Origin of the sequence: Bradyrhizobium genosp. L (assembly GCF_015624485.1) — a bacterium.
Lineage (GTDB): Bacteria > Pseudomonadota > Alphaproteobacteria > Rhizobiales > Xanthobacteraceae > Bradyrhizobium.
The window spans coordinates 2,987,955-3,010,097 of the sequence record NZ_CP061378.1 but is presented as its reverse complement, the minus strand read 5'-3'; the positions used below and the strand labels follow the sequence as shown (position 1 = coordinate 3,010,097).

Genomic DNA, 22,143 nt, shown 5'->3' with positions numbered 1-22,143 from the left:
TGAAGGGGTTGCTTGGTCGGGCGGCGCGGCTGTTTTCACGGCGGGTGCGGCAGCATGGAATTCGATGCGGGCAGCGATCCGGCGGCCTGGCGAGTTCTGTCGTTGCGACCTTGCGTGATCAGACTGGCAGTCGCGACAGGTAATCCCCCACATGCAGATGGTTGATCACAAGGCCCGTTATGAGCGGGCGTTGTGGGCTTTGACCTCGGAGGAGCCAGGATGGACCAACGAGAAGTGCTCGCGGCGTGGGAGAAGTTCGTCGAGCGCGGAGCGTTGTCGTCCGATTTGAGATCGTCGGTCGCTGCGTCGTGGCAGAGATCCAGAAATCACCACGTTACAGTCGACCGGGCGCGGGCGCCGCTTGTCGCCGACGCCGAGCTGTTTCGCCGTCGCTCCAAGCATGCTTCGCTTCGTCACGCCGCCCGGTGCGCTCTCGAGAACTCCAAGACGTTCCTGCGCGATGCGAATTCGATCATGATCCTCACCGATCCCAGCGGGCTGATCATCGACACGCAAGGCGACGACAGGGTCATCGACGCCGGCCGCGCGGTTCACCTCGAACACGGAGGACGCTGGAGCGAGGCCGATATCGGCACCAACGCAATTGGCGCCGCGATCGCGGAATCGAAACCGGTCCAGATTCGCGGGGCGGAGCATTTCTGCTCGGAGGTGCAGCGGTGGACCTGCGCTGCCGTTCCGGTTCACGATCCCAGCGATGGCGAATTGCTTGGCGTGGTGGACATCTCGGGCCCCGCAAGCACCTTCAATCCGCAAAGCCTCGCTTTGGCGGTCGCGGTCGGCCATCACGTGGAGAGCGTCCTGGCGCAATCGATCCGACAGGAACATGAAGAGTTGCTGTGCAGATTTCTGGCCAAGAGAGCGCAATGGTCGAATGACGAATGTATCGTGCTCGACCGTCGCGGCACGATCCTTCACGCCTCGGAGCGCGCCCTCAACGCGATCCGGCATGACCACCGCGGTGCTCGCGACGACGTGCCAACCCGCTTCTTGAAGAGCATTCCGTTCGATGAGTGGCCAAGCCGATTGAAGGAGCTGCTTCCAAACGCCAGCTTCAACTTCGTCGAGAACGAACGCTCCGGCATCGGCGCCATCGTGGTGCTGCATGCAAGACGACGCCAGCTGGTCACGCATCGGGACGTTCAGAGGTCCAAATCCGAGCTTGAACACCGCGAGACCGCGAGTTCATCGTCCGTTCGAAACGATTCGAAGCCGGAAACCCGGTCGCTTCCACGCGCCGCCCAGGGCACAGCCACCGGATTCGTTGCCCGCGATCCGGCTGTGCGAGCCATCGTCCGTCAGATCGAAACCGCGGCAGCGCGCAAGATGCCGATCCTTATCCGAGGCGAGACCGGGACCGGCAAGGAACAGCTCGCCCGCCACGCCCACATGGCGAGCGGGCGGACCGGCGCATTCGTTCCTGTCAATTGTGCAGCCTTGCCCGAGAGCCTGATCGAGACCGAATTGTTCGGTTACGCCGAGGGTGCATTCACCGGAGCGCGGCGCGGCGGCGCGATCGGACTGGTCAAGGAGGCTGACGGAGGCACATTGTTCCTGGACGAGATCGGTGACATGCCGGTCGCGTTGCAGGCCGTGCTGCTGCGGCTGCTCGACGACTGGACCGTGCGCCCGGTCGGTGGCGTCAGATCGAAGGTCGATGTCTTTCTGGTCTCCGCGACCAACGCCCGGCTCGACAAGGCGATCGCCGAGGGCAGGTTCCGATCCGATCTCCTCTATCGGCTCAACACGCTCGAGGTGACGCTGCCGAGACTCCGCGATCGCAGCGACTTCGACGTCATCGTTCGCCATCTGCTCGATGCCATCGATCCCAGCTGCGAAATCGCGCCGGCAGAGATCGCGCAGCTCGCCACGCGTCCCTGGCCTGGCAACATCCGCGAGCTTCGCAATGTGCTGGCGCGCTTCACCCTTGGCGCTGCGGATGGCACTCTGAGCGAGACGCGCCGGGTGGATATCGCCGCCCAACACCCGGAAGCAGAGGCCGGATCGCTCCACGACGTGCATCGGGCCCGAATCCTCGTGGTGTATGCCGAGACCGCCGGCAACATCAGCGAAACGGCGCGACGTCTCGGCGTCTCGAGAAACACGATCTATCGCGCACTCGGGCAAAAGAAGCCTGAGTGAGCCGCGAGCGCGTCAACCACCGAAGCTGCGCCACTGATCAAAGCAGCTCGGCACCGCCGCCTCGCGCGGGCCCGGCGGTCGGATCGTAATCATCCGACTTCTTGGCGATCAATGTCTGCGTCGTCAGGATCAGACCGGCCACTGATGCCGCATTGCGAACCGCGCTGTAGCAGACCTTGACCGGGTCGATGATGCCAGCTTCGACAAGATCGACTGCCGCGCCATTGCGCGCGTCGAGGCCATGGCCATTCCGGGCCTTGGCAATTTTCGTAACCTCCGCCTCACCGTTCAGGCCGGCGTTGCTGGCAATGTAGAACAGCGGCCGACTGAGCGCGCCCTGCAGCAGCTCGGCGCCCTGCCTGGTGCTGCCGTCCAGACGGCCGATCAGCTCATCGAGTTTCCCGGCCGTCCTGAGCAGGGCCAGCCCGCCGCCCGGCACGATGCCCTCTTCGATCGCCGCGCGGGTCGCATTGATCGCATCCTCGATCAGCTGGGTTCGGCGCTTCTGTTCAACCGGCGTGGCGCCGCCGGCGAGGATCATCGCCGTCCCGCCGGACAGCTTCGCGATTCGCTCCTGGAATTTATCCCGCTCGATATTTTCAGGCGCGGCCTCGTATTGGCGCAGCACTTGCTCGCGTCGCGCGGCGATGTTCTTTTGATCGCCTCCGCCCGCTGTGATCAGGGTCTTCGAGGCGGAAATGCGCACCTGGCGCGCCGACCCGAGGTCGTTTAGCTCGGCCTTTTCGAGCCTTCCGCCTAGATCAACCGAGATGACACGGCCACCGGTCGTGATCGCGATGTCCTCGAGCATTGCCTTGCGCCAATGGCCGAATTCCGGCGGATGGATCGCGGCGACCTTGAAGCCGCCTCGTTCCCGGCGCGCCAGCAATTGCATGATGACCGGCGGCGCCACCTCTTCGGCGATGATCAGCAACGGCCTGCCGCTCCTCTCGATCAGCGAGATCACACCGGCCAACTGCTCTCCGGTCTGGATCTTGATATCGGTCATGAGGATGAACGGATTGTCGAGCACCACCTGCATCTTCTCGACATCGGTCACCATGTGATGCGAGAGATAGCCGCGATCGAAGGCCATGCCTTCAACGATCTCCAACGTCGTCTCGACCGTGCTGCCATATTCCACCGCGACGATCCCATGATTGCCAGCGCGTTCGAAGGCTTCGGCCACCATGTCGCCAAGCGCGGCGTCATTGGCGGCAATGCTCGCCACGGCACGTAGACCAGCAGCGCCCTGCAGCGGCCTCGCCGAACGCCTGAGCGCGGCGATGGTCTCGGTGACGGCCAGTTCCAGCCCTTCGACCAGTTCGACCGGGTTGGCGCCGGCCGCAAGACATTTCAGGCCGTCCTGCACAAGGACATCGGCAAGCACGGTGGCCGTGGTGGTCCCGTCTCCCGCCACCTCATTGGTCCGCGCCGAGACTTCGCGCAGCACCTGCGCACCCATGTTCTCAAACGGGCATTCCAGCTCGATCTCGCTGGCGATGCTGACGCCGTCGCGCGACACGATCGGCGTGCCGATCGGCCGGTCCATGATTGCGTTCATGCCCTTTGGACCAAGCGTACCCCTCACCGCCTTGGCGAGCTTGGCAACGCCCCTGCCCAGCGCGGCCCGCGCCGCTTCATCGTGCAGCATGATCTTCGGCATTTTATGTCCCCGAACTTTGGCTTGAGGTCGTCTGGTCTGGACTCGTTCTCTTGCTGCACATCCGCATCACAGCACCTGCTATGTGCCCGGCGAGGCCGGCATTGTCTTCGATTTCGGGACGAATGGCGTTTCGAGGTCGAACCGTGCGGCGAGCAGACCGCGGCACAGCGCGCCATTGAATTCGGCGTTGATGCCGACGCGCCGCAGACCCGACACATAACCCGCAAGGCCGTCGGCTTTCAGCCGCGCCCCGGCCGCATCGACAAAAGCAGGCGCATCGCCTGCCGCCGGGCCTGCGACGGCACGTCGTTCGAGATAACGCTGCCGCAGCCTCTCACCAGCATCGTCGAGCGGCAGGCGACCAAGCTCGGTCAGCGTCAGGCTTACGATCCCCGCCGCAGATTGCCCGAGCGCAATGAGGTGAGCGAGCAGCGCGACCTGCCGGCGCTGGAACGCCTTGACGAGAAACGTCCGACGTAAATCATCCAGACTGCCGTCGGCCTCGGCGCCGAACGTCTCCTGAAAGGACCACCCTTTTGCAAGGCCGGCATTGATCTTGTCGGCATACATGTGCTCGCCCAGCACCACCCTGACGCCCTTGACCCAGTCCAGCGCGCTGATCGCCTGGCGCATGTCATCCGCCATCAGGAAAGAGAAGTTGGCCGCGCACCAATAGGTCGGCAAGCGGAACTCGATGTGGACACGGTCCGTCGAGTCCACATCGGCCCTGGTCACGAAATTCAGCTCGGTAACGGACTCGTCGAGCTCCGGATCCATCACGCCCTGCAGGCAGGCCCAGATCTGGGCCCGCTTGTCGTCGCACGAACGGCCTTCCGGCCGCATCGCCTCGTCAACGGCACCATTCATGGCTGTCACCGCGGCGCGTGCACGGCTTCAGGCAGATGGGCGTAACCACCGCCGGCCCGGATCTTCTTCTTCTGCGCTTCGACATCGATGCCATAGATACGAGCCGCGTTGAGGCCGAGAATTTTTGTCTTGGCCTCCATCGACAGCACCGAGCCGGTCTCCTTGGTGACGTCGGCGGGAATTTCGAAGGCCATGAACTTGTCGATCAGCCATTTTGGGGTCCAGATGCCGTAGTCGCTGCCGTAAAGGATCTTGTCCGGCCCGACCCAGAACAGCAGTTCTGATATCACGTGGGCGAAGTACCCCGGCCGGGAATGGATGAAGGGCAACGCAACAGCGAGGCCGGCGTAGACGTTGGTTTCCTGGGTCGCGATCCAGCAGAAATCGTCAAGCCGCGGCAGGCCGCAATGCTCGACGATGAAGTTCAGGTCCTGGAACGAGGTCGCGACATCGTCGATGTCGGCGACGTCGAACGCATCCCGGTTCAGCGGGATGATCGTCGGGCCCTTGTGGACGTGGATATTCTTGATGCCGAGCTTCTGCGCCGCCTCGAGATACTGATAGGACGCCTTGTCGGTGAGCTTGTAGCCTTTGGACTCGCCGCGCCATTCGGCGGTATAGAGCTTGACGCCCTTGAGCTTGTGTTTCTCGGACAGCGCGTGCAGATCCTCGAGGCCCTTGGTGCCGTCCCGCGGATCAAAGGCGCCGTTGAGGATGAAGCGGTCTGGATGGCTCTTCTTCATCGCCGAGTTCCGCTCGGTGGTGTTGAAGCCATTCTTGTAAAAATCGGTGAGATAGGTCGGCTGCAGGATCGCCATGTCGTCGTAGCCGGCGACGAACAAATCGTCGAACATCGTCTTGGCATCGTACTTCTCGAACTTCTCCTTCTCCCATTTCTCCGCTGGCGGGCTCAGGTTCGAGTGATACGCGTAGAAACATTCGATGAATTGCTTGCCGTGGATATTCTTCTGGTTCGCCGGGCTTCCGTCCCAGAAATGCGTATGTCCATCGATGACGAAAATCTCTTCACCCTTGGCTGTCCTGTACATGGCGTTTCTCCGGATCCCGCTGGATGCGTCCTGTTATGAGGCGCGTGATTGATGTCGTTGGATCGGCCCGGCCGGCTTCGCGCCGGCCAGGACCAGGTCGCAGGCCGCCGTCAGACGATGTATTTCATCATCTCGTTCATGTCGCCGAACAGCATGACGGTGTTGTCGTCCGTCATGACCATGCGGCCGTAGTGCGTCGAGGTCGATATCTCGAAGAGATGCGGGGTCATCACCCGGCCGAGTTCCTCCGAAATCTCGTCCATCTTGAATTCCATCTTGCCGTCGCCGTCGATGCGGATCATCGCGGGCATGTAGGTCACCTTGATATGGTCATGCCGACTCATGACCTCGGCGATCGCGCGCGCCTCGACGCTGTCGTTCATGGTGACACCGCATTGATGCGACACCGTGTCCTCGAAGGTGATGTCTTTCATCGATTTGAAGATGTTGTCAGTCTCGTGCAGCATGTCGATCTCCTGAAGGATTGAAGAGGTGAAACGATATTGATTACGACGCGAGATTTGCCGGAACCGTCAGGCCGAGCTCGGCGGCGATGCCCTTGATGCGGTTTTTCGCGTGCGCCATGGCGTCGGCGAATGCCGCGACCTTGACGCGCGGCTGCGACCAGACCGGCTGCAAATGATTGGCGGCATCGAGCGCGAGGTCGCCGTGTTTGGCCAGCCACTTGTTGAACAGCGCAAGGTTCTGCGTCGCGTAGGTAGGATCGGTGCCGAGGATGTGGAACAACTCGACCGTGTTGGCGAGGTTGCGCTCATAGTCGGCCTCCGCGGCGGAGACGACCGCCGGAGTGATGAAATCGTTCTGCGCAGAGGCCGCCTGCATCAGGAAGCCGGAGCGGAACAACTCGCCGACCAGCGGCTCGAACACCACGTTGGTCGCGAAATACTGCTCGAGGTAGTCGTTTGAACCCATCACCGATTCGACCGACTTGCGGACGCCTTGCCAGACCGGATCGTCCAGCCAGTGCTGCTTGCCGGCGGCAGTGTCGAAGCCGGGAAGGTCGAGCCCGATTTCGCTCAGATAGAGCGTGACGTCCTGCGCGAAGCGGAGCTTGTAGGACGAGTTGGTCAGGATCGCATTGTTGACCATCTGGGTGTAACCGTAACGCTGCGCCTGCATGGTCGAGGTGCCGAGACCGAACTCGGCGTGCTTGTAGGCGCCGAGATGGTTCTGCAGGATCTTCACCCAGGCGGGGTCGAAGCGGGTCGGCGCGCCCGACTTCCGGCCGTTCTCGATGGTGTTTTGCACCATGCCGCAAATCGTCGACTGGCGCTGGTAGTGCGTGCGCTCCCATTCCTGGTCGACGGCGCGGAATTTGTGCCAATTCGAGCTCTTGGCCGCCGTCCAATCCTTCGAATAGGTCGGCGTTCCGTCCGGAAACGAGATGATCCAGTCCTGCAGCAGATAGCGCTCCGGATCCGGTTGAACGTCGACCGTCATGTCCTCGTAGTGGGTCGCCTTGCGGCCCTTGGGTTCGAAGTAGTTGTATTTGCGGCTGTCGGAGCCCGGAAACACTGCGGCTCCCGCCGCTCCGGACTTGACAACTGCTGCGGGCTTGGTCGCCGCTGCTGCTCTGCTCGTTTGTGCGCTCATTGCTCACTCCCTTTTGCCATTCTGTTCTGCGACGAACTTTTCAACGCCGTCATCGCACCGCCGGCGTAAACTTGTCGAAGTAGATGTGGTCCGGCTCGACGCCGTTCATTTGCAGAACGGGCAAGACGGCGTCGATCATTGGCGTCGGCCCGCACGCGTAGGCGTCGATGGCGCCGCTCAGTTTTTCCTCGCGTAGATGGCGCAGCACGACCTCGTGGATCAGCCCGGTCTCGCCGTCCCAGCTGTCGTTTGGTTCCGCGTGCGACAGCGCCGGCACGAACTTGAAATCGTCGAGCCGCGCGGCGATGGCTGCGAGCTCGTCGAGGTAGAACAGGTCGGCGCGCGTTCGGGCACCGTAGAAGAACCGCACCGGCCTTTGCTCGCCGCTGCCGATGTGATCGGCCAGGATCGACCACAGCGGCGACATTCCTGAACCGCCGCCGATCAGCAGCATCGGGCCAGCTCGTTCCTCGCGCCGGAAGCAGGTGCCATACGGCCCCTTCGCGATCACCGCATCGCCGACGGCCAATTTCCCGTCGAGCTGGGACGAAAATGCCCCGTTCGGATATTTCTTGATGATGAAGCGAAGATTGGCGCCCTCGCCTGGCGGGTTCGCCATCGAGAAGGCGCGGGTGATGGAGCCATCCTGGAGGGTCAGATCGACGTACTGGCCGGCCCAGAATTTCATCGGCCTTTCGATCTCGATCTCCAGCAACCGGATGTCGGCTGTCAACGCCGTGATCCCCGCCACGCGGCCGGCAAATGCCTTGACCGCGATCGAGCGGCTGAGCAGGTCTTCGTCGTAATTGAGCAGCTCGACGCTGATATCGCTGTAGACATGGGTCCGGCACAGCAGGACGTGGCCGGTCTCGCTCTCGTAATCCGGCAAGGCGAAGGTCGAATATTTCAGCAGCTCGACATCGCCGTCGACCAGCTTCGATTTGCAGCTGCCGCACTGGCCTTCCTTGCAGCCGTGCATCAGCGAGATGCCCTGCCGGAACGCCGCGTCAAGGACGGTCTCGCCCTCTTCGACTTCCATCTCGATGCCCACCGGCTCGAAACGAACCTTGTGAATCCGCACGTCCGCCATTATCCCCGCCTTGTCGTCACGGCCATTGAATAGATCGATCCGGCAAACGCTCTTGCCGGTCCGGCAGGAGGGGCCGCGGGAAAGCGGCCCCTCCTGTCGTCGCTGCTCAGTTGCAGGGATTGATCTTGAACCCCTTGCGGTATTCGGCCGTCGCGACCTCGCGCTCGATCGGCGACAGCGCCCTGAAGCCGCGCAACGGACTGCCGAGCGTGTGTCCGCGCACGTGATCGAGCGTCCACATGTCCTTGGAGTCGAAGCGCAGATGCGGCTGCGCGATCATGGTCTTGCCGTCAGGCCGGACAAAACCGAGATCCTTGATCGCGTCGGCGACATCCCAGCCGTGATAGCAATCTTCCCATTCACGGCGACCGCTGAAGCGGCCCATCGCCGGCGTCGCCCGACCCTCGTATTCGGCGGCGAACGCCACCTTGTGGGTCCAACGGCAACCTTCGGAGCAGTAGGTGTAGATCTTGCCGTCGACCTCGTCGCAGACGAAGTCTTCGCGGATCAGGCACGGGACCATGCAGCTCCAGCAGCGGTGCGGGTAGACATAGCCGACCTCGCTGTTGAACAGGATGTTGGTCTCGCCGGGCACGCTGAGCTTGGCGTGCCACTTCCAGAAGTCGCCGAATTCGGCGTACCAGCCCGGATATTTGTGCTCGAACCACTCGAAGTCCTTCTCGGTCTGGGCCTCGATGCGCCAGAAGTTCACCGACCAGCCGACCGTGAAGAATTGCGCGGTCTTGTGGACGTAGTTCTTCTTGACGATGCGATCCCAGGCGGCGGCGACGTCGTCGTGATGGATCTTGATGCCGTACTTCTCGAGCGGCAGCATGTAGGTCCGGTAATAGTCCTCGTAGATCCAGCGGTGCCAGAGCTCGGCATAGGACTCCTTGTTCTTGTCGCGGTTGGTCGTGCCGTACTCGATGAACGTCCCGATCGCGGCGTCGACGATCGCGTGGTTCTGCCAGAAGGCGTATTTGAGGTCGCGCTCGAGCAGCTGATGGTTCGACGGATCGTTGATCATCGCCATCAGCATCGAGTGGCCGTTGCCGATGTGACGGGATTCGTCGGACTGCACCGACAGGAATACGGTCGGCAGCGCATAGTCGCCGTTGCGGGCCGCTTCCGACGGCATCGCCACGAACAAGGTATTGGTGAACGCCGTCTCGGCGACGACGGTCAGGTAGACGTTGGCGGCGGTGATGGCGTCGCCGGTCAGGAAGCCCTCGGCGAACTGGCGGCCGATCGTGGTCGCATAGCACTTGCCGAACGCGGCTTCCGTGATATCGAACCCCGCGGGATCGATATAGTTCTCCATGTACCACTTCTTGAGGTTCATCTGGATCGTCGAGTGACGGAACTCGTCGACCATCTGCATGGTGAATCCGGTGCGCAATTCCTCGCCGGGTGCCAGCCGCCCGACCATCGCCATCGAGCGCGCCGCCGAGATCTCCGGGAACGGGATGATCGCCAGGAACAGCTTCATCCACTCGACCCATCGCGGCTCGACGTTGCGGAACATGTCGCCGCGCAGCGCCGCATCGAGCGCACCGTAGACGCGATTGTCCTTCTCTTCCTGCATCGGGAAATACGACCGCAGGACCTGCTTCATCGGGTCACGCGGCGTCTTCGAGATCTTGTAGTCGGTCGGGAAGGTCATCGCCTCCTGGACGTAGCTTGGCGTCCAGCCAAGGTCCGCGACGCGGTTGGCCGCTTCAGCGATGCTGATCCCTTTCTGCGCGGTGATCTTGTTCAGTGTCAGACTTGCAGTCATTTCCAGCTCCTTTGAACGTTGCGTTGTCTTCAGCGTTTCGCGCGTTGGTCCCAGGTCAAAAACGCCTGGATCGCCTTGTTGAAATTCTCGGCCGCAGAACTCACTTTGATTCCGTTAAATGGATTTCTGATCTACTAGCTCGTCGTTTCACGTCAGTTCGGCTTCTCGGCGCCGACGGTCTTGTCGCCTCCGTCGGCGCGTTTGATCAGGGGCTTGCCTTCGGCGACGAATTTCGCCGAGAGGACCAGCGCACCGATCGCGAAATCCTTGCCGTGCGCGGCGGTCATCGCCTCGGTGATTTCGGCCAACTGAACGAAGAAGGTGTCCTTCGACTTCTCTTCATCGCTCATGTCCGATTGCGGAGACGGCGTACGCTGTTGTTCTTTCGATGCCATCATGGTCGTCACCTTGCTGTTGCCCATCATGCGTGACCTGACTGTTGGTGTTCGCCGGACGACGGGCCATTGTCGATCTCAAGCAGAGATGTGTTGAGCCATTCGCGTTCGGCCACGAGCCGCCGATGCTCTTCGCGAAGCATTTCCAGGCGTGCGGTCGCTCGACCCAGTTCGGCATGCGCTTCGGTTCCCGCGTCCACGCGTGCGGCATCGCGCCGGGCGCATGCCAGTTCGATTTCGGCACCACCGCGCGCGTGCTCGTTCTTGATCTGCCGCTCGTTGTTCTCGACCATTTCGTCGATCAGCCTGTCGCGGGCGACCATCCGATCGCGAGCGCGCTGCAATTCGGCGGCTTTCTCGGCGGTGAGCTCTGGCCCGCGCGGGCTGTCGTTTGTCACTCGCGCCACTCTCGTTCGATGATCCGGACTGAAGGCGAACATCTCGCGGTACATGAGCTAGGGAACCAGGACCGCACGGCCGTGAATGCGCCCATGATGCAGATCATGAAGCGCGTCATTGGCCTCGCTGAGCCGGTATTCCTTTGTGTGGAGTTCGACGAGGCCGCGATCCGCGAGCGCCATCAGCTCGACCAGCTCGGCGTAAGTGCCAACCAGGTTGCCGACGATGGTCTTTTCCGACGTGATCATGTCGATGGTCGGGATATCGATCTTTCCGCCATAGCCGACGATGTAGTAGGAGCCGCCGTTCGCCGTCATCGACAGGCCCTTGGCGATGGCATCGCCCTCACCGACGAAGTCGATCACGGCTTCGGCGCCGCGGCCGCCGGTCAACCCGAGCACGGCCTCGACCTCGTTGCCGTCGGCCTTCACGAGATGATGCGCGCCGCACGTCTTGGCGAGCTCGAGCGACTTTTCGGCGCGATCGATCACGATGATTTCCGCCGCGCACAGCGCCGCGAGAACCTGGATACCGATATGGCCCAGTCCGCCGGCGCCGATCACCGCGACATATTCGCCAGGCAACAGATGACGGGATGCCTTTTTGGCGGCGCGATACGCCGTCAGCCCGGCGTCGGTGTAGGGGGCGACGTCCTTCGGTGCGAGCGATTTCGGCAGCTTGATGAGGGAGCGCTGTCCGGTCAGCAGATATTGCGCATAGCCGCCATTGGCGTTGATGCCGGGAAACGCGCTGTCCAGCGCGTGCATGTCGTCGCCGCGCCGGCATGCAAGGCAATGCCCGCTGGTCACCAGCGGGTGGCAGATCACGCTATCGCCGACCTTGACCCCTTCAACCCCCGGCCCGATCGCCTCGACCCAGCCCGCGTTCTCGTGACCCATGATGTAGGGAAGCTTGACGTCGACCTTGCTGCGCCAGATGCCTTCGACAATATGCAGATCGGTGCGACAGACGCCCGCACCGCCGATGCGCACGATCACGTCCATCGGGCGCGAAATCTTCGGGTCGGTCACGTCCTCGAATCTGACGAACTCCTTCGCCGTCAGCTTCTCGTCGAACTCATGAAGCACCGCCGCTTTCATTGAATCAGCCTCCCCGGCAAAATTTTTTGTTTTGTCGATCTGACGTGATCGCCATCCCGCAGAATAGTTCAGCAAGGGCTGTGCCAAGCGCACAACGATCTGATCTTTCTATTGTTCTTGCGATCTCGCGAGTGCTCGCGCCGATCCGCCTCGGAGCAGACTTTGCGCGCGACTGTTCCGAGACGGAACAGTTTCACGGCAGCAACAGCGCGTGAGCGGAAATTTGGATTTTAAGTTGTTTGATCTATGATCGTGAGAACCGCGCCAGGCGCGAGAACGACCCGAAACGGGCTACGACCAAGAGGAAATCGCCAAGCAGCGACTCCGGGAGGAGCGATTGATGCTGACCACGGGCCGACGCATGGACAATGCTTGGATGACGCTCGAGCAGCGCGGAGCGCCACCAGCAGAACTTCTGTCTGCCGATATCTACGATAGCTGGATGCGATGCATTTCGCTCGGCCTCGATACTCTGCGGCCTCCGTCGCCCGAGTTCGTGAGCGCCGCGGTGTTGCGCCAGGAACAGCAACGTTGTTCGTTGATTCGCGGCCTTGCGCTCGCGGAGATGCACACGTTGCACCAGCAGATCGCCGGCTCCAATTTCATGATCGCCTTTGCGAACGCCGACGGCCTGCTGCTCGACATCATCTCGGACTCGAGCTTCAGCGATGCTTCGAACGCCGCGAGCATTCGGCCCGGCACCGTCTGGACCGAAGCGATTTGCGGCACCAACGGCCTTGGCACCGCGGCGTATCTCAAGCGGGCCATCGTCGTTCATGGCCGTGACCACTTTTTCGCCCGCTACAACAATCTCACCTGCATCGCGGCGCCGATCTTCGCGCCCGATGGCGAACTGGCCGGCATCCTGGATGCGTCGTCGGATTGCATGTCGCGGCAGGCGCACACCCAGGCGCTGGTCGCCATGGCCGCAACCCAGATCGAGAACGGCCTGTTCCGCGAACATCACCGCGGCAACATCCTGATCGCGTTCCACAACCGCGGCGAATATCTGCACACGTTGAGCGCGGGCCTGCTGGCCGTCGACAATGAGGGCAGGATCCTTGCCGCCAACAGGGCCGCAAGCGTTCTGCTGCATGGCCTGCCGGCCTCGCCCGGCCGGCGCTTCGCCGATGTGTTCCGTACGAAATTCAGCGCCTTTGTCGATGAAGGCCGGCGTAAGGAGCGCCAGCGCCTTGAGGACGAGGTCGGCAGCCAGTTCGTTGCGACGATCGAGAACGCGCGGCAGTTTTCGATGATGCAAGCCATCTCGCGGCCCCGGCTGCCGACGCCGAAGGCCTCCACACCGTTCGTCTCCGCCGATCCGGCGATCGCGGCCGTGGTGCAGCGGGTCGGAACCGCAGCACTCCGCAAGATGCCGATCCTGATCCGCGGCGAAACCGGCACCGGCAAGGAGCAACTCGCCCGCCATGCCCATGCCGCCAGCGGACGGGCCGGCGCCTTCGTCCCGGTCAATTGCGCAGCGCTTCCCGACAGCCTGATCGAGGCGGAGCTCTTCGGCTATGCCGAGGGCGCTTTCACGGGAGCCAAGAAGGGCGGCGCTGCGGGGCTGTTCAAGGAGGCGGATGGCGGCACGCTCTTCCTCGACGAGATCGGCGACATGCCGGTGACGCTGCAAGCCGTGCTGCTGCGCTTTCTGGATGATTGGACCGTCCGTCCGGTCGGCGGCACCAAGCGCCAGGTCGACGTTCTCCTGGTCTCCGCCACCAATGCCAATCTCGACGACTCGATTGCAAGAGGCCGGTTCCGATCCGACCTGCTGTTCCGTCTGAACACCCTGGAGGTGACGCTGCCGCCTTTGCGTGAACGTTCCGATTTTGCCGAGATTGCGCGGCATTTGATCCACAAGATCGATCCCTTGATGGATTTGACGGAAGGCGCGATCGATAGTTTGGCGGAGCTGGATTGGGGCGGAAACATCCGCGAGCTGCGCAACGTTCTTTCCCGATTGTCCCTGGCCGAGCCGGGAGATCTGATCGACGAGACATCGGTCGAGACGGTCCTTGCACATTCGGGCGGCGAGCGCCTGCCTGGCAGGGCGATCGGTGCGGGCGCGCTCAAGGCCAACCTGCATGAGCTACAGCGCTCGCATGTGCTGAGCGCGTATGCGGAAACTGGCAACAACATCAGCAAGACCGCGCGCCGCCTCGGCGTGTCGCGCAATACGATCTACCGCGCCCTTCGCAGCAAGCAGGACTAGCACGATCCGGCTTTGTCGCATGGAATTAGGAGTGTCAGCATGTTCGAACCGGAAAACAGCCTCGAAGCCCTGATGCAAGCCGCCGGCAAGGACGCCAACATCGTTCCCGCGTTCTATCACGCGCTGCTCGAGACGGAGATCTACATTCTGACGCCGGAAGCACCGATGAAACCTGGACGCCGCCGTTCGCTTAAATTTCAGGAACAGATCAATGTCGCAACAGTCGATTTCCAGAACATGAAATGGCACCCCGCCTTTACCTCAAAGAAGCGCATCTACGACTATATAAGGGAGCCTGAGGTGTGCCTTGGCGCTGCCGCGCGCAGTCTGTTCGAAATGTTGCCCAACTCGAATTTCTGGCTCAATCCATTGTCCGAATGTCAGAAGCCGCTGCCCGCGAGCGAGATCGCCTTGCTTATGAACGGCAAGATCTTCGACATAACGATGAGGTCCGCGCGATAGGCGCGGTGCGACGCAACGCCGAACGACGACTGCCGGTGGCGCCTGCGGCGCCACCGATGAGGATGGGGGTTTAACGGACGTTGCCTCCCGCGTTTACTTGCCCTGGATCAACAAGCCGAGCGGCTTGAGCGGGCCGACCGGGATCATGTCGAACTTCAGGAAGCCGCCGTTTGCGAGCGGCAACGCATTGACGGCTGCCGTCGCCTGCTCGACCGAGTCGGCGTTCATGAGGAAGACCACGCCGGGCCTGTCGTCGCGAAACCAGAACTGTTCGATCTTGCCGTCGAGGTAGAGCCTGAGCGTGTTCGGGACTTCCTTCGGCATGATCTCCTGCCTCTGTTCGTCGGTGATCGGCTTGGCAAACGATCCGATAGCGAAGACTTTCATGCGTATTCTCCTTGGATTGACTTGGTTGACGCAGACATCTGCCCGTGGCCCATCGAGCTGATGTGACAGGGCGGAAACGACATTTTTGGTGTCATTCACGCCATATGACAAAGCTCGACTTTCCGTAAGTTCATTGAACTATCAATGATATGGCGGTATCGCTGAGCAGCGGCACCGATGTGCTGCGCGAACGGAGATAGCCTAACCATCTCCGATCTTGTATTGTCGTATCCGACAACTTTGAAGCCATTTACGCCATGCGCATCGCGATACTTGCTTTGGAAGGATTGTGGGACACCGGGCTCACCGTGATGCTCGATGCGTTCTCGCTCGCCCACAAATTTTCCACCCTGCAAATGGGCGGAACACTCCGCTTCGATGTTTCCGTCGTGGGCGTGCGGCGACGGGTCCGGTCCGGTCAGGGACTGACGATCCCGGTGCAAGCCATCACGCCGGAGTTGAAGCCCGATTGGGTCGTCGTGCCGGCGCTGAGTACGGCGAGGCCCGAGCAGCTGGTCCCCGCGCTCGAACGACGGGACGTCATCCAGGCCAAGGCGGAATTGCAGAAGTGGCACGCGGGAGGCGCCCATATCGGTGCTTCCTGCATCGGCTCGTTCGTTGTGGCTGAGACCGGCCTGCTTGATCATCAGGACGCGACGACGACGTGGTGGCTCGCACCGCTGTTTCGGCAACGCTACCCGCGTGTCCGGCTCGATGAGACCCGGATGCTGGTGCCGTCGGATGTGGGCGCCACGGCGGGCGCCGCGATGGGACATCTCGATCTCGCATTGTGGCTGATCCGCCGCGCCAGCCCCGAACTCGCGGCCGTTGTTTCGCGTTATCTGCTCGCCGACCTGCGTTCCTCACAAGCCACCTTCATCATTCCAAACCATCTCGCCCAGGCCGATCCGCTCATTCAGCGTTTCGAGCGGTGGGCACGCGACCATCTCAAGGACGGCTTCTCGCTACAGGACGCTGCCGACGCATTGGCGACGAGCGCGCGCACCTTGCAACGCCGCTGCGAAGCGGTGCTGGGCAAGTCGCCGCTGTCCTACTTCCAGGATCTCCGGGTCGAACGCGCGCAATCGCTGCTCCACGGCAGCGGCCTCGACCTCGACGCCATTGCCGCCGAGGTCGGCTACGTCGATGGAGCAACGTTGCGAACGCTGTTGCGCGAACGCCTGGGACGAGGCGTGCGCGAGCTCCGCGCGAACCTGCGCTGACGGCTGCTGATCGTTCGGCAACCCAACTATTCGCAGCAGCTCAAGGTAACAACGCGAAATTGCGCGGCTGTGCTTCTTTAAAAATTAGTTGGTACAGCACGACGCTCCGCGACCATGCTTGGCAGCTCCTAGCGCCGCAGTTTGTATCCCGCAGCATCGCGGTCCCAGGTGTCGGCCGTCCTCCCGGCCTCGCGCAGCGCGACCTTCTTGATCTTGCCGTTCTCGGTGAGCGGCAGATCGGTGACGATCCGGACAAAGCGCGGGATCGCGAAATAAGCCATCTGCCCCTCGCAATGCCTGACCACGTCGATGGCATCGAGCATATGTCCTGGTTCGAGCTGGATGGCCGCTGCAACCTCGTCCTCGCCGAGCTCGGATGGCAGCGGATAGATGGCGCATGTCGCGATCGCCGGATGCCTCAGCAGCACCTGCTCGACCTCCCAGGACGAAACATTCTCGCCGCGGCGACGGATCGAATCCTTCATTCGGTCGACAAAGCGGTAATGGCCGTCGGCGTCGCGCACGACGCGATCGCCGCTGTGGAACCAGAGATTCCGCCAGGCCTCGACGGTCTTGTCGGGCATGCCGAAATATCCCGTCGCAAACGCAAACGGCTCGCGCGCGCGCAGCAGCAATTCGCCGGCTTCGCCGTCCGGCAGCACCGCGTCGTCGGGATCGACGATGCAGGCTTCCACGCCCTCGGCAAGACGGCCCATGGTGCCGGGCCGATCGGATGGAATGCTACTCGCGAACACGAAATTGGTCTCGGTCGAACCGTAGCCGTCGAGCAGCGGCACGCCGAAGCGCGTCAGAAACGGACCGTGAAACTGGCCGGGAACGCCGCCACCGAGCGCGACGCGCAGGCGATGGGCTCTGTCGTCTTCGGACGGCGGTTGTGCCAGCAGCATCACCGCCATCGCGCCGAGCAGATAGCCGACCGTCGCCTGATGCCGCCGCGCCGCGGCCCAGAAGCCCGACGCGGAGAATTTCGGCTCGAGCACATATGTGCAGCCGTTCAGCAGCGCCTGGTAGAACGCGTTCAGCGCATTGGTGTGGAACAGCGGCAACGTCGTGAACAGGACGTCGCCCTCGACGATGCCGAGCGCACGCGCCGAATAGACGCCCCACCAGAACATCTGCGCTTGCGGACAGCACACGCCCTTGGAAGGCCCCGTGGTGCCTGACGTGTAGAGAATCGCGACCGTGTCGCCGGGCCTGACTTGCGCCGGCGGCGCTTCCTCCGCAGGCGCAGCCAACTCCGGCGCGGGCGGCAAGGCGCCGCCTCCCATCGTCCAGATCAGGTCGGGCGGCGCGACATCGCTCTCCAGCGTTGCCAGGGTCAGCCTGCAAGCCAGGTCGATGACCAGCAGCTTCGGCCTCGCGTTGCGCAGGATGTGGCTGAGCTGAATTCCGCGCAGCGCCGTGTTGATCGGCACGCTGATCGCCCCCATCCAGGCGCAGCCGAGATAGATTTCGAGAAATTCCGGCCGGTTCGAGCACATCAGCGCGACGCGGTCGCCGGCGCAGATCCCCGCTCGCATCAGCCGCGCTGCCGATACGGCGGCAATCCTGGCCGCATCGGCGTAGCTCCATCGTGTCGCACCGCAGATGAAGAGCGTGCGGTCGCCATATCGCGCGGCCTGCCGCATCAAGACCGTCGAGAGAATCCGGTCCGCCGGCGGGAAACGCTCTGCTGCCTGCGGCCAGATTGCCTGCCCCGGCGGCTGCCCGGCGGCATTGCCCTCACCTGCCTGCACACGCACCTCCACCCACCGCATCACCCACGCCAACATCACGGCTGGTCAGCGAGATAGTTTAGACTTAAAGTATTCACCAAAGCCACCGCTGCGGCAAGGGCTGCGTGCGGGTTCCGGCCGCGATCCGGTGAAGGGCCGGAGGCATCAACAGGAGCACTGCCCGCAATGCGCCGTGAGTTTCCCTATCGATCGCCCTCCGATGCCTTCATGGCGGCGGCCGCACGGCGTCCGGACGCCCCGTTCCTGCTTGCGCCGGCAAGCGCAAAACTGAGTTACGCGCCCGACGGATTCGAAATCGCATATGGGGCGTTCGAGACGGAGGTCGATCGCCTTCGTGCGGAATACGCGGCGGCCGGCTATGGCCGCGGCGCGCGGGTGGCCCTGCTGCTGGAAAACCGCCCGGTGTTCTTCCTGCATTGGCTGGCGCTCAACGCGCTCGGGGTGTCGATCGTGCCGATCAACCCGGACGTCCGGCCGGACGAGCTGTCGTTCCAGCTCGAACTGTCGGAAGCCGACCTGCTGGTGGCGACGCCGGATCGTATCAACGTGACCAGGGATGCGACGCTCGGGCGCGCGAGGCTGATCGATACCGACGGTCGCATTCCCTCATGCGCGAGCGTGGTCACGACCCAGGATCCCGACTTCGACGGCGAATGCGCGCTGCTGTTCACGTCAGGCAGCACCGGCAAGCCGAAGGGCTGCATGCTCTCGAACCGCTATTTCCTGCAAGTCGCCGACTGGTATCTCGCACAAGGCGGCGTCGCCACGCTGCAGGCGGATCGCGAAATCAATCTGACGCCGCTGCCGATGTTCCACATGAACGCGCTGGGCTGCAGCGCGGTCGGCATGATGGTGCTCGGCGGCGCCGTGGTGCCGCTCGACCGTTTTCACGCCAACCGCTGGTGGCAGTGCGTCGCCGACAGCGGCGCAACCGTCGTGCATTGTCTCGGCGTCATCCCGGCCATCCTGCTGCAACTGCCGGCGACCGAGGTCGAACGCCAGCATCGCGTGCGCTTTGCCTTTGCACCCGGTGTCGATGTCCGCCACCGCGCCACTTTCGAGGAGCGCTACCGCATCCCGATCGTCGAAGCCTGGGCGATGACCGAGACCGGAGGGGCCGCAGCAACGACCACCGCGAAAGAGCCGGCCGGCTTCGGCGCGCGCTGCGTCGGCCGACCGTCCGAGGGGATGGAGTATCGCCTCGTCGACGATCAGGGCGCCGATGTGGCACTCGGCAGACCCGGCGAGCTCCTGGTCCGCGCCAAAGGCGACGCGCCGCGCGCCGGCTTCTTCAGCGGCTACCTGAAGGATGAAGCGGCCACCGAGGCCGCCTGGCAGGACGGCTGGTTCCACACCGGAGACCTGGTGTTCGCCGATCCGGACGGCCTGATGTATTTCTTCGACCGCAAGAAGACCATCGTGCGGCGCAGCGGCGAGAACATCGGCGTGCTCGAGGTCGAAAGCGCGCTTTACATGGACACGCGCATCGGCAGTTGCGCGGTCACGCCCGTTCCAGACGATATCAGGGGCGAGGAAGTTTTCGCCTTCATCGTATCGAATGCTGATGTCGACGACGCCGATGCGCTCGCGACATCGATCGTCAGGGCCTGCGCCGAGCGTCTCGCCTATCACAAGGTGCCGGGCTATGTCGCGATCGTCGGCGAGCTGCCATTGTCATCGACGCGCAAGCTCGCCCGCGGCGAAATCAAGACGCTGGCGGCCGCAGCGGTTGCCGCCAACACCGCGATCGACATGCGCGCGCTGAAAGCCAAGCTGCGCCACGCCTGAGTGGGAAAGATCGGGTTCGGCTGGAACCGCGACGACGGTTCACCTCTCCCTTGGGAGAGGTCGATTTGCGCAGCAAATCGGGTGAGGGTTACGGTCTATCGAGAGAGCAAGAGCCCTCACCCGGCGCTGCGCGCCGACCTCTCCCCGGAGGGGAGAGGTAAAACTGAAGCCTCGGCGATGCGACTCGCCCAAAACCTGTCGTGCGCTATGGCAATAGCTTGTACTTGCCGTTCTCGATCTGCACCAGAATCCGCGCGCGCTCGTCGACGCCGTAGCGATCGGCCGGCGTGTAGGTGTAGATGCCGTGGGTGCCGATCACGTCCTTGGTCGTGAACAACGCCTCGCGCAGCGCGTTGCGGAACGCCGGCGTGCCCGGCGCCGCACCGGTCGCCTTGGCGCGCCTCGCCGCATCGATGAACACCAGCCAGCCATCGAACGCATAGGGCGAGAACGCATCGGCCGGCGGCTCGCCATTGGCCTTTTCATAGGCTGCGCGGAACGCCAGTGCGACCTTGCGGATCGGATTGCTCTCGGGAAGCTGCTCGGCCGCCGTCACCGGTCCGGTCGGGCAGATGATGCCCTCCGCCGACTTGCCGGCGAGCCGCAGGAAATCGGCGCTGATCATGCCGTGATTGCCGTAGAGCGGCCCCTTGTAGCCGCGCTCGGACAGCGCGATCACGGGTAGCGCGCCGGGCGTACCGGTGCCGCCCAACATGATCGCATCGGGGTGTGAGGACATCGCGCGCAGCACCTGCGCCGTCACCGAATTGTCGGAACGCGCATAGCGTTCATTGGCGACCACCTTGATCCCGGTCTTCTCGGCGCCTTGCACCAGCGAGTTATACATGAGATCGCCGAAGGCATCGGAGAAGCCGATGAACGCCACGGTCTTCACGCCGCGGCCCTTCATGTGGTCGACGATGCCTTGCACCAGCAGCGATGTCGGCTGCGGCGTCTGCACCACCCAAGGCCCACCCTCGCCTGCCGCGACCTGCGCGATCGGCGAGATCGCCACCATCGGCACCTTCATCTCGACCGCGACCGTGGCCATGGCCAGCGTCTGCGGCGCGCCCGACGTTCCGATCAGGAAGTCGACCTTCTCCTGCTCGACCAGCTTGCGCGCGTTGCGCGTCGATGCCGCAGGGTCGGAGCCGTCGTCGAGCTGGATGACGCGGACCTTTTCGCCATCGACATCTCCGATATAGGCCTGGCCCGCCGCCAGTCCCTTGGCGTTCGGCACGCCGATCGAGGACACCGGACCGCTCAAGCCGGTCACGAATCCAACGAGGATTTCAGCGTGTGCCGGTGCCACGACGGCGAGCAGCAGCGCGGCGCCGACCAACAAAGTCTTTTTCTTGTTCATGAACTCGCTCGATGTGGACGCAACGGCGCTAACCCTGCCCTGCCGGCGCCAGCGCAAGCACGCGCAGCGGGCTGCCCGAGCCGTTCTGGATTTTCAGCGGCGCGGCGAAGATCACCGCGCCGGTCGGCGGCAGCTGGTCGAGATTGCACAGGCATTGCAGGCCGTAGCGCCCGCCGCCGTGCAGGAAATGATGCGCCGGATAGGGTGGATCGAGATGCCCCGCCTGCCCCGCATCAGTGCCGATCGTCTCGGTGCCGAGCCCGATGATGCCGCGCTCATCGACCAGCCACCGCATCACCTCGGGCCCCGGCCCCGGCGTATGCGCGCCGTCGTCCTTCAGATTGGCGTAGTCGCGCCAGCCCTTCTTCGACCAGTCGGTGCGCAGCAAGACCCAGTGCCGCGGCGGAATTCGTCCGTGCGTCTTTTCCCAGGCCTCGACGACCGGAATCGTCAGCAGGAAGTCGGAATCCTTTGCGGCCTCCGTCGAGCAATCGATCACGCAGGCCGGTGCGATCATGTCGCGCACCGGCAACGTGTCGACCGAATTGTTCGGCAGGTCCTTGCCGGTGAACCAGTGGATCGGCGCATCGAAATGCGTGCCGGTGTGCTCGCCGAAGGTCAAATTGTTCCAGTACCAGGCGGGGCCGGCGGCATCGTATTGCGATATCTTCTGGATCCGCACCGGAGCTGCCTGGCCGAACTCGGGCGGCAGCACGATGACGGGAAAGTCCGGACTGAGCGTGAAGGTCAGGTCGACGACACGCACCGCGCCCGATGCGACCGCGCCGGCAAATTGCATGAGACTGTTGCTGTCCATTGCGCTTTCTC

The 22,143-nt window shown here is 63.1% G+C and carries 19 protein-coding genes; 5 read left to right on the top strand and 14 right to left on the bottom strand.

The genetic code is table 11. The annotated features are described in order from the left end of the window. Positions 1 to 219 precede the first annotated feature (219 nt). Complete coding sequence (locus IC762_RS13965) at positions 220 to 2,160, top strand: sigma-54-dependent Fis family transcriptional regulator (RefSeq protein WP_195790123.1); 1,941 nt, start codon at positions 220 to 222, stop codon at positions 2,158 to 2,160. 37 nt (positions 2,161 to 2,197) lie between these two features. On the opposite strand, the gene IC762_RS13960 is transcribed toward IC762_RS13965, so the two are convergent. The 10 genes from IC762_RS13960 to IC762_RS13915 all read right to left on the bottom strand — a co-directional run bounded on the left by IC762_RS13960 (position 2,198) and on the right by IC762_RS13915 (position 12,117). Beyond that, the gene (locus tag IC762_RS13960) at positions 2,198 to 3,826 is read right to left on the bottom strand and encodes a molecular chaperone GroEL (protein WP_195789352.1); all 1,629 of its coding nucleotides are present in this window, start codon (positions 3,824 to 3,826) and stop codon (positions 2,198 to 2,200) included. A 78-nt stretch (positions 3,827 to 3,904) separates the two neighbouring features. Beyond that, positions 3,905 to 4,693: a metal-sulfur cluster assembly factor gene (locus IC762_RS13955; RefSeq protein ID WP_195789351.1), complete on the bottom strand. Its 789-nt coding sequence runs from the start codon at positions 4,691 to 4,693 to the stop codon at positions 3,905 to 3,907. Between the two features lie 5 nt (positions 4,694 to 4,698). After that, positions 4,699 to 5,742 carry an amidohydrolase family protein gene (locus IC762_RS13950; RefSeq protein WP_195789350.1) on the bottom strand — a complete coding sequence of 348 codons (1,044 nt, stop codon included), beginning with the start codon at positions 5,740 to 5,742 and terminating at the stop codon, positions 4,699 to 4,701. A gap of 110 nt (positions 5,743 to 5,852) precedes the next feature. After that, positions 5,853 to 6,209, bottom strand: coding sequence for an MmoB/DmpM family protein (locus IC762_RS13945; RefSeq protein WP_195789349.1), 357 nt, complete (start codon positions 6,207 to 6,209; stop codon positions 5,853 to 5,855). Between the two features lie 40 nt (positions 6,210 to 6,249). Continuing rightward, positions 6,250 to 7,356 (bottom strand): aromatic/alkene monooxygenase hydroxylase subunit beta, encoded by a 1,107-nt coding sequence (locus IC762_RS13940; protein ID WP_195789348.1) that lies wholly within the window; start codon positions 7,354 to 7,356, stop codon positions 6,250 to 6,252. 49 nt (positions 7,357 to 7,405) lie between these two features. Next, on the bottom strand, positions 7,406 to 8,446 hold the full coding sequence (locus tag IC762_RS13935; protein ID WP_195789347.1) for a 2Fe-2S iron-sulfur cluster-binding protein: 1,041 nt from the start codon (positions 8,444 to 8,446) through the stop codon (positions 7,406 to 7,408). Between the two features lie 106 nt (positions 8,447 to 8,552). Then, a complete protein-coding gene (locus IC762_RS13930) occupies positions 8,553 to 10,223 on the bottom strand; it encodes an aromatic/alkene/methane monooxygenase hydroxylase/oxygenase subunit alpha (RefSeq protein ID WP_195789346.1) in 1,671 nt (556 codons plus the stop codon). Positions 10,224 to 10,375: 152 nt separating this feature from the next. Then, positions 10,376 to 10,573, bottom strand: a complete 198-nt coding sequence (locus IC762_RS13925; protein WP_195789345.1) for a hypothetical protein — start codon at positions 10,571 to 10,573, stop codon at positions 10,376 to 10,378. Between the two features lie 71 nt (positions 10,574 to 10,644). Then, complete coding sequence (locus IC762_RS13920) at positions 10,645 to 11,016, bottom strand: hypothetical protein (RefSeq protein WP_195789344.1); 372 nt, start codon at positions 11,014 to 11,016, stop codon at positions 10,645 to 10,647. 57 nt (positions 11,017 to 11,073) lie between these two features. After that, positions 11,074 to 12,117: an NAD(P)-dependent alcohol dehydrogenase gene (locus IC762_RS13915; RefSeq protein ID WP_195789343.1), complete on the bottom strand. Its 1,044-nt coding sequence runs from the start codon at positions 12,115 to 12,117 to the stop codon at positions 11,074 to 11,076. A gap of 340 nt (positions 12,118 to 12,457) precedes the next feature. Here IC762_RS13915 and IC762_RS13910 point away from each other — a divergent pair, with 340 nt between their 5' ends. Together IC762_RS13910 and IC762_RS13905 are read left to right on the top strand one after the other, a co-directional pair. Beyond that, entirely contained in the window at positions 12,458 to 14,335 is a 1,878-nt protein-coding gene (locus tag IC762_RS13910) for a sigma-54-dependent Fis family transcriptional regulator (protein ID WP_195789342.1), read from the top strand. 39 nt (positions 14,336 to 14,374) lie between these two features. Further along, entirely contained in the window at positions 14,375 to 14,797 is a 423-nt protein-coding gene (locus tag IC762_RS13905; protein ID WP_195789341.1) for an SseB family protein, read from the top strand. Between the two features lie 93 nt (positions 14,798 to 14,890). Here the strand turns inward: IC762_RS13905 and IC762_RS13900 are convergent, their stop codons facing one another. Further along, complete coding sequence (locus IC762_RS13900) at positions 14,891 to 15,184, bottom strand: hypothetical protein (protein WP_195789340.1); 294 nt, start codon at positions 15,182 to 15,184, stop codon at positions 14,891 to 14,893. 257 nt (positions 15,185 to 15,441) lie between these two features. On the opposite strand from IC762_RS13900, the gene IC762_RS13895 reads away from it, so the two are divergent. Then, positions 15,442 to 16,407: a GlxA family transcriptional regulator gene (locus IC762_RS13895; RefSeq protein ID WP_195789339.1), complete on the top strand. Its 966-nt coding sequence runs from the start codon at positions 15,442 to 15,444 to the stop codon at positions 16,405 to 16,407. Positions 16,408 to 16,535: 128 nt separating this feature from the next. On the opposite strand, the gene IC762_RS13890 is transcribed toward IC762_RS13895, so the two are convergent. Beyond that, entirely contained in the window at positions 16,536 to 18,164 is a 1,629-nt protein-coding gene (locus IC762_RS13890) for an ATP-dependent acyl-CoA ligase (RefSeq protein ID WP_246801555.1), read from the bottom strand. A 165-nt stretch (positions 18,165 to 18,329) separates the two neighbouring features. Here IC762_RS13890 and IC762_RS13885 point away from each other — a divergent pair, with 165 nt between their 5' ends. Then, entirely contained in the window at positions 18,330 to 19,952 is a 1,623-nt protein-coding gene (locus IC762_RS13885) for an AMP-binding protein (protein WP_210338439.1), read from the top strand. A 205-nt stretch (positions 19,953 to 20,157) separates the two neighbouring features. Here IC762_RS13885 and IC762_RS13880 read toward each other — a convergent pair whose 3' ends face one another. Further along, a complete protein-coding gene (locus IC762_RS13880) occupies positions 20,158 to 21,315 on the bottom strand; it encodes an ABC transporter substrate-binding protein (RefSeq protein ID WP_195789337.1) in 1,158 nt (385 codons plus the stop codon). A 28-nt stretch (positions 21,316 to 21,343) separates the two neighbouring features. Next, positions 21,344 to 22,132 carry a cyclase family protein gene (locus IC762_RS13875; RefSeq protein ID WP_195789336.1) on the bottom strand — a complete coding sequence of 263 codons (789 nt, stop codon included), beginning with the start codon at positions 22,130 to 22,132 and terminating at the stop codon, positions 21,344 to 21,346. Between the last annotated feature and the right edge of the window lie 11 nt (positions 22,133 to 22,143).

Bases quoted from the DNA above. Each gene is read 5' to 3' on its own strand.
- IC762_RS13940 (WP_195789348.1), bottom strand. From the start codon at position 7,356: ATGAGCGCACAAACGAGCAGAGCAGCAGCGGCGACCAAGCCCGCAGCA.
- IC762_RS13950 (WP_195789350.1), bottom strand. From the start codon at position 5,742: ATGTACAGGACAGCCAAGGGTGAAGAGATTTTCGTCATCGATGGACAT.
- IC762_RS13880 (WP_195789337.1), bottom strand. From the start codon at position 21,315: ATGAACAAGAAAAAGACTTTGTTGGTCGGCGCCGCGCTGCTGCTCGCC.
- IC762_RS13960 (WP_195789352.1), bottom strand. From the start codon at position 3,826: ATGCCGAAGATCATGCTGCACGATGAAGCGGCGCGGGCCGCGCTGGGC.
- IC762_RS13900 (WP_195789340.1), bottom strand. From the start codon at position 15,184: ATGAAAGTCTTCGCTATCGGATCGTTTGCCAAGCCGATCACCGACGAA.
- IC762_RS13885 (WP_210338439.1), top strand. From the start codon at position 18,330: ATGCGCCGTGAGTTTCCCTATCGATCGCCCTCCGATGCCTTCATGGCG.
- IC762_RS13935 (WP_195789347.1), bottom strand. From the start codon at position 8,446: ATGGCGGACGTGCGGATTCACAAGGTTCGTTTCGAGCCGGTGGGCATC.
- IC762_RS13895 (WP_195789339.1), top strand. From the start codon at position 15,442: ATGCGCATCGCGATACTTGCTTTGGAAGGATTGTGGGACACCGGGCTC.
- IC762_RS13930 (WP_195789346.1), bottom strand. From the start codon at position 10,223: ATGACTGCAAGTCTGACACTGAACAAGATCACCGCGCAGAAAGGGATC.
- IC762_RS13965 (WP_195790123.1), top strand. From the start codon at position 220: ATGGACCAACGAGAAGTGCTCGCGGCGTGGGAGAAGTTCGTCGAGCGC.
- IC762_RS13925 (WP_195789345.1), bottom strand. From the start codon at position 10,573: ATGAGCGATGAAGAGAAGTCGAAGGACACCTTCTTCGTTCAGTTGGCC.
- IC762_RS13905 (WP_195789341.1), top strand. From the start codon at position 14,375: ATGTTCGAACCGGAAAACAGCCTCGAAGCCCTGATGCAAGCCGCCGGC.
- IC762_RS13945 (WP_195789349.1), bottom strand. From the start codon at position 6,209: ATGCTGCACGAGACTGACAACATCTTCAAATCGATGAAAGACATCACC.
- IC762_RS13910 (WP_195789342.1), top strand. From the start codon at position 12,458: ATGCTGACCACGGGCCGACGCATGGACAATGCTTGGATGACGCTCGAG.
- IC762_RS13875 (WP_195789336.1), bottom strand. From the start codon at position 22,132: ATGGACAGCAACAGTCTCATGCAATTTGCCGGCGCGGTCGCATCGGGC.
- IC762_RS13915 (WP_195789343.1), bottom strand. From the start codon at position 12,117: ATGAAAGCGGCGGTGCTTCATGAGTTCGACGAGAAGCTGACGGCGAAG.
- IC762_RS13955 (WP_195789351.1), bottom strand. From the start codon at position 4,693: ATGAATGGTGCCGTTGACGAGGCGATGCGGCCGGAAGGCCGTTCGTGC.